This is a genomic window from Nocardia amikacinitolerans, assembly GCF_900215415.1.
Lineage (GTDB): Bacteria > Actinomycetota > Actinomycetes > Mycobacteriales > Mycobacteriaceae > Nocardia > Nocardia amikacinitolerans.
This window is the reverse complement of sequence record NZ_OBEG01000001.1, coordinates 600,640-615,503: the sequence shown is the minus strand read 5'-3', so window position 1 is coordinate 615,503 and position 14,864 is coordinate 600,640. Positions and strand designations below refer to the sequence as shown.

Genomic DNA, 14,864 nt, shown 5'->3' with positions numbered 1-14,864 from the left:
TAACGAATCACTTGGAAAATCCAAGTGCATACTTGGAAAAACCAAGTAGAGTGTGCGGCAATCGCACTGAAAGGGATGTTCATGCAGGTCAAGCAGTCGAGCAAGCTCTCTGGCGTGTCGTACGAGATCCGCGGCCCGGTGGCCGAGCACGCCGCGCGGCTGGAAGCCGAAGGCCATCACGTCGTGAAGCTCAACACCGGCAACCCGCTGCCGTTCGGTTTCGAGGCGCCGGCGGAACTCCTGCAAGACATCGTCCGCACGCTGCCCGCCTCGAGCGGCTACTCCGCCTCCAAAGGTTTGCTTTCGGCGCGGCGCGCGGTGGTGCAGTACTACCAGACCCTCGGTGTCGACGACGTCGATGTCGAGGAGGTGTTCCTCGGCAACGGCGTCTCCGAACTGATCATGATGGCGCTGACGGCGTTGCTGGAGAACGGCGACGAGGTGCTCGTTCCCGCGCCGGACTTCCCGCTGTGGACGGCGGCGACCACGCTCAACGGCGGGCGTCCGGTGCACTACGTCTGCGACGAGTCCGCCGACTGGTTCCCCGACGTGGACGACATCGCCGCCAAGGTCACCGACCGCACCCGCGCGATCGTGATCATCAACCCGAACAACCCGACCGGCGCGGTCTATCCGCCGGAGGTGCTGCGCGAGATTCTCGAGATCGCCCGCCGCCACAATCTGGTGGTCTTCTCCGACGAGATCTACGACAAGATCCACTACGACGAGCTGACCCACACCGCGACCGCCGCGCTGGCCCCCGACCTGCTGTGCCTGACGTTCTCGGGCCTGTCCAAGGCGTATCGGGCCGCCGGATTCCGGTCCGGCTGGCTGGTGGTGTCGGGTCCCACCCACCACGCGGAGAACTACCTGGAGGGTTTGACGATGCTCGCCGGGCTGCGCCTGTGCGCGAATGTGCCCGCGCAGCAAGCGATTCAGGCCGCGCTCGGCGGACATCAGAGCATCAACGATCTCGTGCTGCCCGGCGGACGGCTGCGCGAGCAACGCGACCGCGCCTGGGAAGCGCTCAACGCGATTCCCGGCGTCTCCTGCGTCAAGCCCAAGGGCGCGATCTACGCGTTCCCGCGCATCGACCTGGACATGTATCCGATCCACAACGACGAAAAATTCGTGCTGGATCTGCTACTCCAGGAGAAGTTGCACATCGTGCAGGGCACCGGGTTCAACTGGCACCGGCCCGATCACTTCCGCATCGTCACCCTGCCGCACGCCGACGACCTCGAAGCGATCATCGAACGCATCGGGCGGTTTCTGGCGACTTACCGGCAGTGATCGCCGGGGGCCGCCAAGGCGCCTGCGTCAGCTTCGCCCGGCGATGAATCGTTCGGCGAAGCGTGACAGTTCGTCGAGTTGTTCGGCGGGGTCCGGTGCGGTGGCGCTGATGACCACCCGGGTGACGCCTTGGGCGGCGAAGGCGGCGAGGCGTTCGTCGGTCATGTCGATGCCGCTCCACCGGGTGTATTCGAGTGCGTCGGGGTCGCGTCCGGCTTCTTCGGCGGTCGAGCGTGCGAGCTCCCATTGCGTCATGCGTTCCTGGGGGACCAGCGCGCCACCGGCGAAGTACCCGTCGCCGCGCAGGCCCACCCGGCGGGCGGCCGCCTTGCTCGATCCGCCGACGTGGATGGGAAGGGTCGTCGCCTGGTAGGGCTTGGGGTACTGCACGAGGTTGTCGAAGGTGAAGAACTCTCCGTGGAAGCTGACGCCCTCTTCACCGCCCGCCCACAGCAGACGCAACACGTCGATCGCTTCGTCGGCGCGTCGCCCGCGGGCGCGGTAGTCGACGCCCGTCGCCGCGGCCTCCTCGGGTACGACACCCAATCCCACTGTCAGCAAACGCATTCGGCCTTTGGACAGCACGTCGATGGTCGCCAGCTGCTTGGCGAGCACCACCGGGTGCCGGTACGGCAGCAGCAGCACGCCGGTGCCGAGCAGCAGCCGATCGGTCGCCGCGGCGACGTAGGCGAGGGTGTCGAGCGGGTCGAGGAACGGCAGCGTCGGCAGGACCTCGAAGTCGTGCAGTCGCGCGCCGGGAAACAGCACCAGGTGTTCGGGCAGGTAGAGGCCCTCGAATCCACATGCCTCCGCGTGGCGGGCGTAGGCGACGATCCGATCCGGATCGGTCCCGAAGTGGGCGCTGCTGTAACTGACGGCGAACTTCATACCCGTTCCCTTCCGGCCCGAAATCCGTTCGGGCGGCTGCACTGTTGTCCGCGTGGACACAACCTCTGATCGCGCCCGACAATTCCCGGGGTCGGCGTTCGCCGAATCCTTTGCGCCACGATGCACCGGGTGTGTCACGGAGCCGGTCGCAGCGCATAGGCTGGAACGATGAATTTCGGTCGGCGGCAGTCTGTTCTGCGTGGTGGCGCGTGAAAGAGGACAGTGTCGTCGCGCTGCCGGAGGTGGTGCGCAGCGAGTTGCGGCGCGGTGTGCGCAGCGTGCTCGTCGACGCGGCGGCGTTGCGGTTGGTGCGCGAACGTTTCGACGACGTCCAGGCCGGTTCGCTGCGCCGATATCTGGAGGCGTCGCAGTCGGCGAACACCGTGCGCGCCTACCGCACCGACTGGATCGCGTGGGCCGGATGGTGTGCGACCGAGGGGCGCCAAGCGCTTCCGGCCGACGCGCTCGATGTCGCGGTCTACCTGGCGGCCGCCGCCGACGCGCGACGCCCGAACGGCGAGTGGGCCTTCGGTCCGGCCACGCTGGAGCGCAAGTCGGCCGCGATCGCCGCGGTGCACGCCGCCAACGGGCTGCCCTCCCCCACCCGCTCCGACGTGGTTCGCCTGACACTGCGTGGCATTCGGCGCACCCGGCGCACCCCGCCGTCGCGCAAGCGTCCGATCCTGCTGCACACACTCGATCAGTTGCTCGCCGGTCTGCCCGAGCCGGGCTGGCCTGCCGAACCCGCTCGCCGCCGCGACGCGCTGGTCTTGCTGATCGGCTTCGCGGGCGCGTTGCGCCGCAGCGAACTGGCCGCACTGCGCGTTGCCGACGTCGGGGTGAGCGTGGATCACGCGACCGGCGAACCGGTCCTGCTCGTACACCTGCCGACCACCAAGACCGATCCGACCGGCGCCGCCGAACAGCGCGTCGCCCTACCGCGCGGGCAACGCCCGCACACCTGCCCGGTCTGTGCCTACGCCGCCTGGGTCCAACTCCTCGAAATCCACACGGCCGCAGGCCCACTCGCCTTGCGCGACCATTGCGCCGCACCCGCACCGAACACCGCCGTCCACCGCTGCCACAGCTTCACCGGCACTCCCCTCGCTCAGCGCCCCGACCTACCGTTGTTCCCCACCATCACCCGCCACGGCGGCATCGGCGACCGCCCGATGTCGGGTCGGGCCGTCGCCGAACTGGTGAAACGCTATGCCGCCCGCGCCGGTCTCGACCCGAACCTCTTCTCCGGACACTCCTTACGCGCGGGTTTCGCCACCCAGGCCGCCCTCGGCGGTGCCAGCGACCGCGAAATCATGCGCCAGGGACGCTGGTCCAACCCACGCACCGTGCACGGCTACATCCGCACCGCAAACCCGTTGGAAGACAATGCCGTAACCAAACTCGGTCTGTGAGTGTCGGCCCCGAACGCGCGCATTGTCGGCCGGTTGGGAGCGTCCGTATCGTACGCCCTTCGGGCTACGTCGCCGCGAAGCCCAGCGTCTGGACCTGGTGTGTCGGTGGCTGATGAAGGAAAGAACTGGAAGTGGCGTAGGCGCAGGTGAGAGCGTGGTCCCATGAACACGATCGATGACGTCATCGCACTGGCCGCCACCCACGGCCCGCGCCTGTCCGCGCAGGACGCCACCGTGAACGAGGCGGGCCTGGACTACCGCGTCGTCATGGCCTCCGACGCGACCGGCCAGAGGTGGGTGCTGCGCGTACCGCGTCGCGCCGATGTCTCCGAGGGCATGGCCGCCGAGGCGCGCGTTCTCGACCTGGTCGCCCCCGTCCTGGCCGAGGATGGCGTCGCGGTTCCCGACTGGCAGGTCCGCTCTTCCGAGCTGATCGCCTACCCGGCGCTGCCCGGCGCCCCGGGCCTGACCCTGACCGACGCCGGGGAGCCCACCTGGCACATGGACCCTGCCAGCCCGGACTACGCCGATCGCCTGGGTCGCCTGCTGGCCCGTCTGCACTCCATCACCCCGGAGCAGGCCGCGGCCGCGGGCGTCGAGGTCCGTACCTCCGATCGGGTACGTCAGGCGTGGCGGGACGACATCGCGCGCGTGAGCGAGGCGTTCACTGTCTCACCCGCCCTGACCGAGGCGTGGCAGGCATGGCTCGAAGACGAAACCTGCTGGCCCGAGCGGACTGTGCTGACCCACGGCGAGATCTACCCCGCGCACGTGCTGTTCGACGAGGCGGGCGCGATCACCGGAGTCCTGGACTGGAGCACCGCCCGCGTGGACGATCCCGCCCGTGACCTGTCCGCCCAGTACGGCGCCGCGGGCGAGGGGATGTTGCAGGTCACCCTCGCCGCGTACGAGCAGGCGGGCGGGCACGTCCACCCCGGCTTGGCGGCCCAGGCGGCGCACCTGTGGGACGCCTCCCCGATCGGGTACGCCCTGTACGCGCTGACCACCGGCGCCGAGACCGACCTGGCCACCGCGGCGGCGATGCTGAACCCCGATGCTGGGGCGCGCCCCGATTAATTCCCTCGCGCCCGCTCGGTGCCTACTCGTAGACTCTCGGCCGTGTCTTTCTGTATGAAGCCCTGGTTCCGCCGCTGACGGCGGCCGAACCCGACTGATCTCGCCCGCCGTCCTGGCCTTGTGCTGGGCGGCCTCGCGTGCTGCCCGGCTCCATGACGAGCTGAGAGAACACGCATGCTTCGTACTACTTCCCCTGTTTCTGTCCTGCCTCGAGAACTTCCTGTCGGCGCTGCTGCGCATGTGCGCGCCGAGGGCGTCGTGGTCCGTCGGGGAGAGCGCACGGTCCTGTCCGGCGCCGACGTGACGGTCTCGGCCGGTTCTCGCCTGGCCATCGTCGGCGAGAACGGACGGGGCAAGACGACACTGCTGCACGTGCTGGCAGGCACTCTGACGCCCGACGCGGGCACGGTCTCGCGCACCGGGACCCTCACGCTGGTCGAGCAGACCCTGCACGTCGCGGACGAGCGCACCGTCGGTGATCTGGTCGAGGAAGCCGTCGGGGACTCCCTGACCGCCTTGGACCTGCTCGAGAGCGCCACAGAGGCCCTTGCCCAGGGCAAGCCCGGTGCAGCGGACGCGTACGCCCAGGCGTTGGAGGCCGCCACCGCGCTGGACGCCTGGGACGCCGAGCGGCGCGTCGACGTCGCCCTGGAAGGTCTGGGGGCCTGCACCGACCGCGGCCGGCGCCTGGCGACCTTGTCGGTCGGGCAACGCTACCGGGTGCGCCTTGCGGTCGTGCTCGGCTCGAGCACCGATCTGCTCCTGCTGGACGAGCCAACCAATCACTTGGACGCCGCCGCCCTGGACTTCCTGGCACGCAGGCTGCGTGAGCACCCCGGAGGTGTGGCGGTGGTCAGCCACGACCGAGCGCTACTGCGCGAGGTCGCGACGGCTTTCCTGGACCTGGACCCGAGTCGGGACGGTCTGCCTCGCCTGTACACGGGCGGCTACGACGGCTGGGTCGAGGGCCGTCGCCGTGAGCGGGAGCGGTGGGAGCAGGAGCACGCCGCCCAGCAGGTCGAGCACGCCCAGCTGACCAGGGCCGCCGAGGAGGCTCGCAGGCGCCTGCAGACGGGCTGGCGCCCGGACAAAGGCACCGGCAAGCACCAGCGCGCGACCCGCGCCGCCGGGGTCGTCCAGGCCTTCAACCGGCGCGTGGATGACCTCGAGCGGCACCGCATCACCGTGCCCGAGCCGCCCCGGAGCCTGTCGTGGCCCGACCTGCGAACCCGGGCCGGACGTCCGGTCCTGCACGGGCAGAACCTCACTGTCTCCGGACGGCTGCGCCAGCCGGTCGAGGTGACGATCAACGGTGGTGACCGGCTGCTGCTGACCGGCCCGAACGGGGCGGGCAAGTCCACCCTCCTGGGCGTGCTGGCCGGACAGGTGCGCCCCACCGGGGGCAGCCTGCGGATCCACCGCGACGCGCGGGTGGTCCTGCTGTCGCAGGAGGTTCCCGCCTGGAACCCGGAGCACACCGCCTACCGGGCCTACCAGGCGCACGTGGACCGGCTCCAGTCCCGAGGCATGAAGGGGCATGCGCCCTCGCTCAGCAGGCTGGGCCTGCTGGACGCGGCCGCTCTGCACACCCCGGTGACACGCATGTCCCAAGGCCAGCAGCGGCGCCTGCACCTCGCGATGTGCTTGGCCGAGCAGCCCGACCTGATCATGCTCGACGAGCTCACCAACCACCTGTCCGCCTCCCTGGTCGACGAGCTCACCCAGGCACTGAACTCCACGGCATGCGCAGTCGTCGTCGCCACCCACGACCGGCAGATGCTCGCCGACCTAGCCGACTGGCCCCGCCTGGAGCTCCGGACTTCGAGCCGGCACCGACTTCGCCGCACGTCGCCATGACCAGCGGTCGGTCGAACAGTCGGCGGCTGGACCGGAACACGGTAGCCATTGTGACGTCTATCCCGTTGTGCGAAACGGCATTTCATGGCCTGCGCGAATCGAGTCGATTATGCCGACACCGTGACCTCGGAAATGACTGAACGAGTGCGTCGATTTGCACTGAAAGGTCATTCGTTCGACTTTTCCGTTTGCGCGAAGCGGCATTTTATGTCCGCTGCGGCGGAGCAATAGCGTCGAATTCATGGAGTGGAGTTTTCGGTCGGCCGAAGAGCTCGCGGCCGCATTGCGTGCCGGTGACGTGACCTCGGTGGAACTGACCGAGGAAGCGATCGCCCGTATCGAGCGCGACGACAAGGTGATCAACGCGATCTGTGTGCGGACCTTCGACCGTGCGCGGGCCGCCGCACACCGTGCCGACCAGGCGCGCGCCCGCGGCGAGGACCGGCCGCTGCTCGGTATCCCGGTGACGGTCAAAGAGTCCTACGACATCGCCGGGCTGCCCACGACCTGGGGCATGCCGATGCATCGGAACCATGTGCCTGCCGAGGACGCGCTCCAGGTGTCGCGGCTCGAGGCCGCGGGCGCGGTTGTGCTCGGCAAGACGAATGTGCCGTTGATGCTGCGAGATATCCAGAGCTTCAACGAGATCTACGGCACCACCACCAACCCGTGGGATCACGCCCGCACGTCGGGTGGTTCCTCCGGCGGATCGGCGGCGGCCCTTGCGGCCGGGTTCGGCGCGCTGTCGATCGGCTCCGACCTCGCCGGTTCGCTGCGCACTCCCGCGCATTTCTGCGGTGTCTACGCGCACAAGCCGACACTCGGGCTGGCGCCGACCCGCGGCATGGTCGCGCCGCCCGCGCCGGCCTTGCCGATCGACCTCGACCTCGCCGTCGTCGGCCCGATGGCGCGCACCGCCCGCGACCTCGCGCTGCTGCTCGACGTGATGGCCGGACCGGACCCGCTGACCCACGGCGTCGCCTACGACGTCGCACTGCCGCCCGCGCGCCATGAGCGGCTGTCGGACTTCCGGGTTCTGATCATCGAGGACCATCCGCTCATTCCGACCGGATCGGCGGTGCGGGCGGGTGTGAACCGGGCCGCCGAGGCGCTCGTCGACGAGGGCGCTCGCGTCGAACAGCGCAGTCCGCTGCTGCCCGATCCGACCGAAGCGGCGACGATCTACATGCTGCTGATGCTGTCGAACGCCGCCGCAGGTCTTTCCGTCGACGTCTACGAACAGCTGCGGACCCGCGCCGCCGCCCTGAGCGCGGAGGACCGGAGTCTCGATGCGGCGCGGCTGCGCGGCATGGTGCTCAGCCACCGTGACTGGGTCGAGGCGAACAGCCGCCGCGAACTCCACCGCCACCGCTGGCGGCAGCTCTTCGCCGAGTTCGATGCCGTGGTGTGCCCCATCACGCCCACTCCCGCCTTCCCGCACGACCACAACGGAGGTCTGGAGGACCAGCACATCGACATCGACGGCGTCGAGTACCCGTACTTCGACCAGCTCGTCTGGGCCGGCGTGGCGACCATGCCCGGCCTGCCCGCCACCGCCATACCGGCGGGCCGCTCACCCGAGGGCCTGCCGGCAGGAGTGCAGCTCATCGGTCCGATGTTCGAGGACCGCACCCCGCTACGACTGGCCGAACTGCTCGAACAGAAGATCGGTGGCTTCCAGGCACCGTAGTGCGCGCACCGAATCAGATCGGTGCGTCGGGCGCCCGACCTGCGCATTCGAGTTCAGGAGGCCACTCTGGAAAGCGACTGCCAGGACAGCCAATTCGGCGGGACCGCTAATTGCGCATTTCGCTGCGTTGCCCGGTGAGATCGGAGAGCAGATCTTCGGCGAAATTCGCGTTGTGGTGACGACCGTAAGGTGTTTTCGATTCCATCAGTTCGACAGTGAGACTGCGAGCCAAGGTCTCGAACTCCGCAGTGCTGATGGGTCCGCGAAGTTCGGCGACATCACTCACAAGATCGAATTGCCACGTCCAAACGATCCGTCGGTATTCTGACGACGGCCCTCCGGTGACGTTCTCGCCGACAAAGGTCAGGGCCGAGGCAGGCCGGTCGGACGGCGGCGCGATATTGCAGGCGACAACGATGCGAACCGCACCGTCGGGCCCGATCACCTCGCGAACATACAAGACCTCTTGTGGGCCACAGCTTACGGTTAGTAGCCTGCGGTTTCCCTTGGTCCGATTAGTGATAGGGAGGGCACAGAGGCTCCAACGATTCTTCTGCGTGGCCCGCGGGTCGGCGATGCACTCGCGGACGTATCGGCCGACCAGGCTTCGGATCATCGGGTAGGCGAGGTGCCGGGAGAGCTCGTCGAATCGGCGTGCTGAGGGCATCGATTCGTCTCCTCGCTCCATGGCATTCCCACCTCGACGGAGAGAGACTATCACGCAGAGTTACGACCCAAGACTCAAACATGTTGCCTGCCAAGCCATTCGAATCTTTCGCGCACTATCGCTCCGGGGTCGCCCGACCTGATCAGCCCCTCGCAATGTGGTAGGCGCCGCATCCGCACCGGTAATGGATGGACTTCAGTTTCCGCTGGGTGAACTGCCGGGCCGCGTAGATGGCGGATCCAGGAGAGACGAATGCGCGTTTGCTGGGTGTCGGGCAAATGAGTACGGGTCGCCCGCGATCTCGGAGTCGCTTCCGTTCTCGCCGCCGCCGACAACGCTTGTCGCAGTAGGCGCGCTCGGAATCCGTGAGCGTGTTGCCGCACCACTGACAGTGCGGGTTCTCCGTGGACACCAGATGCCATGCGCCGCAGACGCATCGGCGTGGCACAAGTCCGGTATCAGCGCGGTCGTTGAGAGCTGCGCCGCGGTCGGGATAGGCGGTGTGCCGCCGAACCGGGCAGGGCCCGTTCTCAGCTTGTCGGCGCCATTGGCGCCGGTTCTGCGTCTTGTGGCTCGGGCGGCAGAATCGGGCATCGGGGTTGTCGAGCGGGCGCCCGCACCATCGGCAGTAGGAGGCGGCTGAACAGCGGCGTTCCATCGCAGCAGCGTAAAGCACCCAATTCCTCGCCACCGCAGGCGATCACGATCTCGGCACCATCGGTGCGGTCTCGGAAAGCAAGGCCGCACATCTGATCTCGATGTGGGTGGTCCCGGAGGCCCGCGGCACCGGCGTGGCCGATCTCCTCGTCCGCTCTGTCGTCGACTGGGCCATCGCTACCGGCCACCGCGGTATCCACCTGGAGGTCTCCGACGGCAACACCACCGCTGAACGCCTCTACTACCGCCACGGTTTCCGCCGCACCGGCGTAGCAGGCGCTATCTCCCCCGATGACCCGCGCCTGGAATTCGAAATGCGGCTGACGCTACCGAGGAACCCGTACCGCACTACCGCGTGAATCGTGCCCTACGTGGGCGATTCCGGTCCCTGGGGTCGCCCCTCGGGTCCTGACTCGTTCAGCCGATCCTCGTAGACCGTCGCGAGGTCCCGTAATGCTGTGGCGCAGTCCCCGCTGAAGCTCGAGCCGTGCATGATCGCCAGTGTGGTCGGTCGCAGCTGCGCCAGCCTGTGCAGAGCGGTAGGCACGGCAGGTCCGAGCGAGGTCGCGTGGAAGACGTCCTCGGCGACCGTGGCCGGTTCCACCAGGTCGGCGCCGGTCAAGGCAGGACCGTTGCCCAGTTGCGTCATCAAGTCACCGCAGAACAGCACACCGGTGGTCTGCTCGTAAAGCACCCGCGCCTCCCAATTGTGCGGTGCGTGCGGTGTGTCGAGATGCTGTACCCGCCGGTTGCCCAGGTCGATCACCTCGCCGTCGGCAAGCCGACGCGGCGGCCGGTCGGCCATATCGTCGATGGAGACCATGCACCCGAGTACCCCATGCGCCACCTGCGCCCGTGGTGCGGCCGCGAGGAAATGGTTCATAGATCCGCATTCGTCGGCCTCCACGTGACCGAAGGTGATCCAGCGCAGCTGCTCGACCGGCCGGATCCGCGCGATCGCTGCGGACACCACGGGGAACAGGGCCCGCATGCCGGTGTGGAACAGCAGCGGTTCGTCGGCGTCGACGAAGAACTGATTGAAGGTGAACCCGGTCGGTCCGATCTCCGGCATGTAGGTGGAGATGCGATAGATACCGTCGGCGATTTCGTCGGTGTGGGTTTGCATGACTCGATCCCGTGCTAGTGCCGACCCCCGCGCAAAACCATCAGCAACCTCGCAGTTTACTCGTGACACTCCTGCGGCACCGGCAGCTCAGGGCAAGGGCATTGGGCCGCTTTCGCGATCGAGCGCGCGAGAATAGGGTTTCATCGGTATCCCGAGCACGAAATCACCAGCGCGATTCGGACGACGATTCGGTCCTGCGGCCGCGAGGTCGGTGGGCTCCTTCCGAGAGAAGTGAGGTGAGCGAGGTGGCGGATGCCGATGTGCCCGCGCGCAGCGGTGCGAATTCGGTGGAGCTCGGGGGTTACCGGCAGGAGCTGAAACGGACGTTGGGTCCGTTTCAGGTGTTCGCTATCTCGTTCGCGTTCATCTCGGTGGCGGTCGGCATCTTCGCGACCTACGACGACGTGCTGCTGAACGCGGGGCCGGTCGGGATCTGGTTGTGGATCGCGGCCGCGGTCGGGCAGGCGCTGGTGGCGTTGGTGGTGGCGCAATTCGCCGCGCGGATACCGCTCAGCGGTTCGTCCTACCAGTGGGCCTCGCGGCTGGCCAACCCGAAGATCGGGTGGGGGTTCGGTTGGCTGACCTTCTGTTATCTGGCGGTCGCCGTGGTGGCGGTGGACAACGCGCTGGCCAGCCAGGCGTTCATGCCGCTGCTCGGTATGCGGCCGGATGAGGGCACCGCTCGCCTGATCACGCTCGCGGTGCTGCTCGTCCAGGCGGTGCTGGCCATCGCTTCGACGCGCATCGTCAGCATGATCAACGCGACCGCGGTGGGCTTGGAACTGGTGCTCGTCGTGGTGGTGGCGATCGCGCTGGTCGTCGCCGTGGCGGTCACCGGCGACGGTACGACCGACAACCTGACCTCGCGCGGTGTCACCGAGAACGCCCCCGACTATTTCGCGGTCGGCGGTGGCCTGATGATCGCGATGATCATGGGTCTGGGCACCCTCGTCGGTTTCGACGCGGCGGCGAATCTGGCCGAGGAGGCCAAGGATCCCTATCGCAGCGTTCCGCGCGCGATCGTGGGATCGGTCGTGGCGGCGGGGGTGCTTGGCCTGCTGTTCGTGATCGCACTCACCGTCGCGATCGACGACATCCCGAGAGTCAGCGCCAGCGGTTCGCCGGTCGCGGCGATCATGCGCGATCAGCTGGGGCCGGTGATGGAGCGGGTTCTGCTGGTCGCCATCACCTTCGCGTTCTTCGGCGCCGGGATGGTGGTGATGGCCGCGTGCTCGCGCCTGGTTTTCGCGATGTCGCGCGACGCCCGATTTCCCGCGCACCGGCTGATGCGACGGGTCGACCCGCGCACGCGTACGCCGGTCCCGGCGACAATCCTGATCTTCTGCCTGGGTGTCGTCCTGATGGTCGCGCTGCCTGGCAACGCGCTGCTCGAGCTGATCACCGCGTCGACGATCCTGCCCGCCCTCATCTACGGCTCGACGATCGTCCTCTATCTGACGGTGCGTAAACGATTGGACCGCAGGAAGGGCGCGTTCGACCTCGGGCGCTTCGAGCTGCCCGTCGCGGTCGCCGCGCTGCTGTGGGCGGCCGTCGCGCTGTTCGTGCTGGTGACGCCCGAGGACGCGGTGGTGCCGGTGTTGATCGTGGCCGGCTTGCTCGTCACCGGCGGGCTGTTCTTCCTCGCCCTGCTGATCTTCGACCGTGAAGCGCTCGAGACCGAGCCCGGCGACGTGAGCGTCTTCGAACACTGACCGAATCAGCCTGTTGCCGAGCCGATCGACTGCCGGTGGCGATCAACGGCCTTGGCCGAGAACAATTGTCGCCATTCGCCTGCCTGATTGCCTTGTGGCGCAGCGCCTTCGCGACCGGTTCAGCGGAAGATCTGCGCGAAGTGTTTCGTCAGGTCCTCCGGGGTGGGGTCGTGTTCGGCGAAGCCGAGGTAACCGTCGGGCCGAATGACGTAGGCGGCCAATCCTTTTGCGCCGTAGGCGCGGGCGAAGCCGCCGTCACGGTCGCGGATGACCGGTAGCGTCGAGGCTTCGGGATCGGCGGTGGGGGTGGTGATCAGGTAAAGGTCGACTTTTCCGTGGGTGGCGCGGCGTGCGGCGTCGGTGAGGGCGCACACGGTGGTGGGCGACTCGGGGCCCGCGGTGTCGTCGAGGTAGAGCAGCACGGTGTGGTCGGTTCGGCCGAGCAGGGAGAACAGGCGGATCGGGTAGGCGACGGCGTCTCGGGTGAGGCCGTCCGCGTCGGGGGCGCGGTGTCCGGGGCGCGGGCCGGGCTGGTCGTCGGGCGGGTGGCTGGTCAGCGGACTGCCGGAGTAGTCGATCAGCAGTTGGGCTTCCCTGCGGAGGACGTAATCCGGGTCGGTCTCCCCCGCGCCGATGCCTTCGCGCGCGCTGCGCACGGTGCGGCCGACCACCTCCTCGCCAACCGGTCTTCGTTCGGCGTCGTAGCTGGCGAGCAGGTCCGCGGACCCGACCCCGCCGAGGGTCAGTGCCAGTTTCCAGGCGAGGTTGTGCGCGTCCTGGATGCCGGTGTTCATGCCCTGCGCACCCGTTGGCGGATGGATGTGGGCGGCGTCTCCGGCGACGAAAACCCTTCCGCGCGAATAGGAATCGACGATGCGGTGGCTGATCCGGAACACCGACGACCAGCGCAGGCTCGACGCGGTGACCGGTTCGGGCGCCAGCCGGTCGAGCACGGCTTGGATGTGGTGCAGTTCGGGTGCGTGCGCGCCTTCGAAGCCGTGCTCGACGGCCGCACCGGTCCGCGGCGCGGTCGCGAGTTCCTCGGGCACCAGCATCGACACTCGGTACCGGCGTTGGCCGGGCAGCGGGACGCACACCAGCAGATCGTCGGTGACGCCGTCGGTCCGGTGCATCGATCGGATGCCGTACCCGCGCGGCATCGACCAGTCCAGTTCGACATCGCCGAGCATGTATTCCTCGGCGAACGCCGCGCCTTCGAAGGCGAGCCCCAGCCCTTTGCGCACGACGCTGTGCGCGCCGTCGCAACCGATCAGATACTGCGCCTGCACCCGGCGCTCACCCTTCTCGTCGGTGAGCACCATGTGCACGCCGGAATCGTCCTGCTCGAAATGGGTGAGCGTGGTGCCGCGTTCGATGCGCGTTCCGGTGGTCGCCAGACGTTTGCGCAGAATCCGTTCGGTCTCGTATTGCGGCAGCCCGACGAACCGGTACGGAATATCGGCGGGCAGCGCCAACGCGACGCGCTCGACCTCGGCGCCGTTGACGTAGACGATCTGGCCGCGCAGCAGGATCGACGAGTCGAGCACCTGGCGCAGCACACCCATGCCCTCGAAGACTTCGAGCGTGCGCGGCTGGACGCCGACCGCTTTGGCGTAGCGCGGTGGTTCGACGGCCGCGTCGATGATCCGGCATCGCACCCCGCGCCGGGCCAATTCGATGGCCGCGGTCAGTCCGACCGGACCGGCGCCGACGACGAGCACCTCTGTGTCGACCATGTGACATCACCTCGCAGTGGATGTTCACGGAGCGATCCGGCGAGTCTACGCCCGGCCATCGGCGCCCATCCCCGGTTCTCGGCAAACACCCAGCATTCGCAGGGTGTGAGTCCTACGGGGCCACCAGGCGCCGAGCGGCCAGCACCACCGCGGCGCGGCGTTCGGCGACGCTGTGCGGTTGCTCGGCCCGCGCGGCGTGCACGGCGGCGGTGCGGACCAGATCGGTGAGCATGACGACGAGCGTGACGGGCTGGAAGTCGGTGGTGATCAAGCCTTCGCGTTGTCCGCGTTCGATTTCACCGATCTTGGTGGCGATGACGCGGCGCACCGCGTCCTCGGCCTCGGGAATGCGGGTGTGTTCTATCTCGGCCCAGGTTTGCAGGCGGGCGTTGTCGGGGTGTCGCAGGTAGTGATCGAACAATCGGCCCGCGTATCCCGGCAGGTCCGCGGCGTCGAGCGCGGTCTCGTCGGTGGTCTGACCCGCCCACTGTTCGGTGACCGCCGCGTAGAGCTCGTCCTTGCTCGCGAAGTACGCGTAGAGCCGGTCCTTGCTGGCGCGCGCGGCGGTCGCGATGCGGTTGATCCTGGCGCCCGCGACTCCGTGGCGGGCGAATTCCTCCTTGGCCGCGGCGAGGATTCGGTCCCTGGTGGCGTGGCCTGCTGCGCGCATGTCCGGAATCCTATCTTGCCGAACCATTTGGTTCGGGATATGGTTCGCGAACCAGATGGTTCTGCAACTTCGAAAGGCG

Annotated in this window: 11 protein-coding genes and 1 pseudogene; 7 read left to right on the top strand and 5 right to left on the bottom strand. The window is 68.1% G+C overall.

The window, feature by feature from the left end; translation table 11 throughout:
• Nucleotides 1-75 precede the first annotated feature (75 nt).
• Nucleotides 76-1,293, top strand: a complete 1,218-nt coding sequence (locus CRP45_RS02890) for a pyridoxal phosphate-dependent aminotransferase (RefSeq protein ID WP_372509780.1) — start codon at nt 76-78, stop codon at nt 1,291-1,293.
• 27 nt (nt 1,294-1,320) lie between these two features.
• On the opposite strand, the gene CRP45_RS02885 is transcribed toward CRP45_RS02890, so the two are convergent.
• Entirely contained in the window at nt 1,321-2,181 is an 861-nt protein-coding gene (locus CRP45_RS02885; RefSeq protein ID WP_097243657.1) for a TIGR03619 family F420-dependent LLM class oxidoreductase, read from the bottom strand.
• Between the two features lie 209 nt (nt 2,182-2,390).
• On the opposite strand from CRP45_RS02885, the gene CRP45_RS02880 reads away from it, so the two are divergent.
• The 4 genes from CRP45_RS02880 to CRP45_RS02865 all read left to right on the top strand — a co-directional run bounded on the left by CRP45_RS02880 (nt 2,391) and on the right by CRP45_RS02865 (nt 8,217).
• Nucleotides 2,391-3,593, top strand: coding sequence for a site-specific integrase (locus CRP45_RS02880; RefSeq protein WP_097243656.1), 1,203 nt, complete (start codon nt 2,391-2,393; stop codon nt 3,591-3,593).
• Between the two features lie 162 nt (nt 3,594-3,755).
• Nucleotides 3,756-4,670 (top strand): macrolide 2'-phosphotransferase, encoded by a 915-nt coding sequence (locus tag CRP45_RS02875; protein WP_097243655.1) that lies wholly within the window; start codon nt 3,756-3,758, stop codon nt 4,668-4,670.
• A 174-nt stretch (nt 4,671-4,844) separates the two neighbouring features.
• Nucleotides 4,845-6,527: an ABC-F family ATP-binding cassette domain-containing protein gene (locus tag CRP45_RS02870; protein WP_097243654.1), complete on the top strand. Its 1,683-nt coding sequence runs from the start codon at nt 4,845-4,847 to the stop codon at nt 6,525-6,527.
• Between the two features lie 241 nt (nt 6,528-6,768).
• The gene (locus tag CRP45_RS02865; protein ID WP_097243653.1) at nt 6,769-8,217 is read left to right on the top strand and encodes an amidase; all 1,449 of its coding nucleotides are present in this window, start codon (nt 6,769-6,771) and stop codon (nt 8,215-8,217) included.
• 106 nt (nt 8,218-8,323) lie between these two features.
• On the opposite strand, the gene CRP45_RS02860 is transcribed toward CRP45_RS02865, so the two are convergent.
• The gene (locus CRP45_RS02860) at nt 8,324-8,662 is read right to left on the bottom strand and encodes a hypothetical protein (RefSeq protein ID WP_143861311.1); all 339 of its coding nucleotides are present in this window, start codon (nt 8,660-8,662) and stop codon (nt 8,324-8,326) included.
• Between the two features lie 914 nt (nt 8,663-9,576).
• On the opposite strand from CRP45_RS02860, the pseudogene CRP45_RS02855 reads away from it, so the two are divergent.
• A pseudogene (locus tag CRP45_RS02855) lies at nt 9,577-9,900 on the top strand (GNAT family N-acetyltransferase); the annotation flags it as partial.
• A gap of 8 nt (nt 9,901-9,908) precedes the next feature.
• On the opposite strand, the gene CRP45_RS02850 reads toward CRP45_RS02855, so the two are convergent.
• The gene (locus CRP45_RS02850) at nt 9,909-10,667 is read right to left on the bottom strand and encodes an oxygen-binding di-iron domain-containing protein (RefSeq protein ID WP_097243650.1); all 759 of its coding nucleotides are present in this window, start codon (nt 10,665-10,667) and stop codon (nt 9,909-9,911) included.
• Between the two features lie 245 nt (nt 10,668-10,912).
• Here CRP45_RS02850 and CRP45_RS02845 point away from each other — a divergent pair, with 245 nt between their 5' ends.
• A complete protein-coding gene (locus CRP45_RS02845; protein WP_253787711.1) occupies nt 10,913-12,379 on the top strand; it encodes an APC family permease in 1,467 nt (488 codons plus the stop codon).
• A 119-nt stretch (nt 12,380-12,498) separates the two neighbouring features.
• Here CRP45_RS02845 and CRP45_RS02840 read toward each other — a convergent pair whose 3' ends face one another.
• Both CRP45_RS02840 and CRP45_RS02835 read right to left on the bottom strand, forming a co-directional pair.
• Complete coding sequence (locus CRP45_RS02840) at nt 12,499-14,115, bottom strand: FAD-dependent monooxygenase (protein WP_097243648.1); 1,617 nt, start codon at nt 14,113-14,115, stop codon at nt 12,499-12,501.
• A gap of 112 nt (nt 14,116-14,227) precedes the next feature.
• Nucleotides 14,228-14,785: a TetR family transcriptional regulator gene (locus tag CRP45_RS02835; protein ID WP_097243647.1), complete on the bottom strand. Its 558-nt coding sequence runs from the start codon at nt 14,783-14,785 to the stop codon at nt 14,228-14,230.
• Nucleotides 14,786-14,864: the final 79 nt, after the last annotated feature.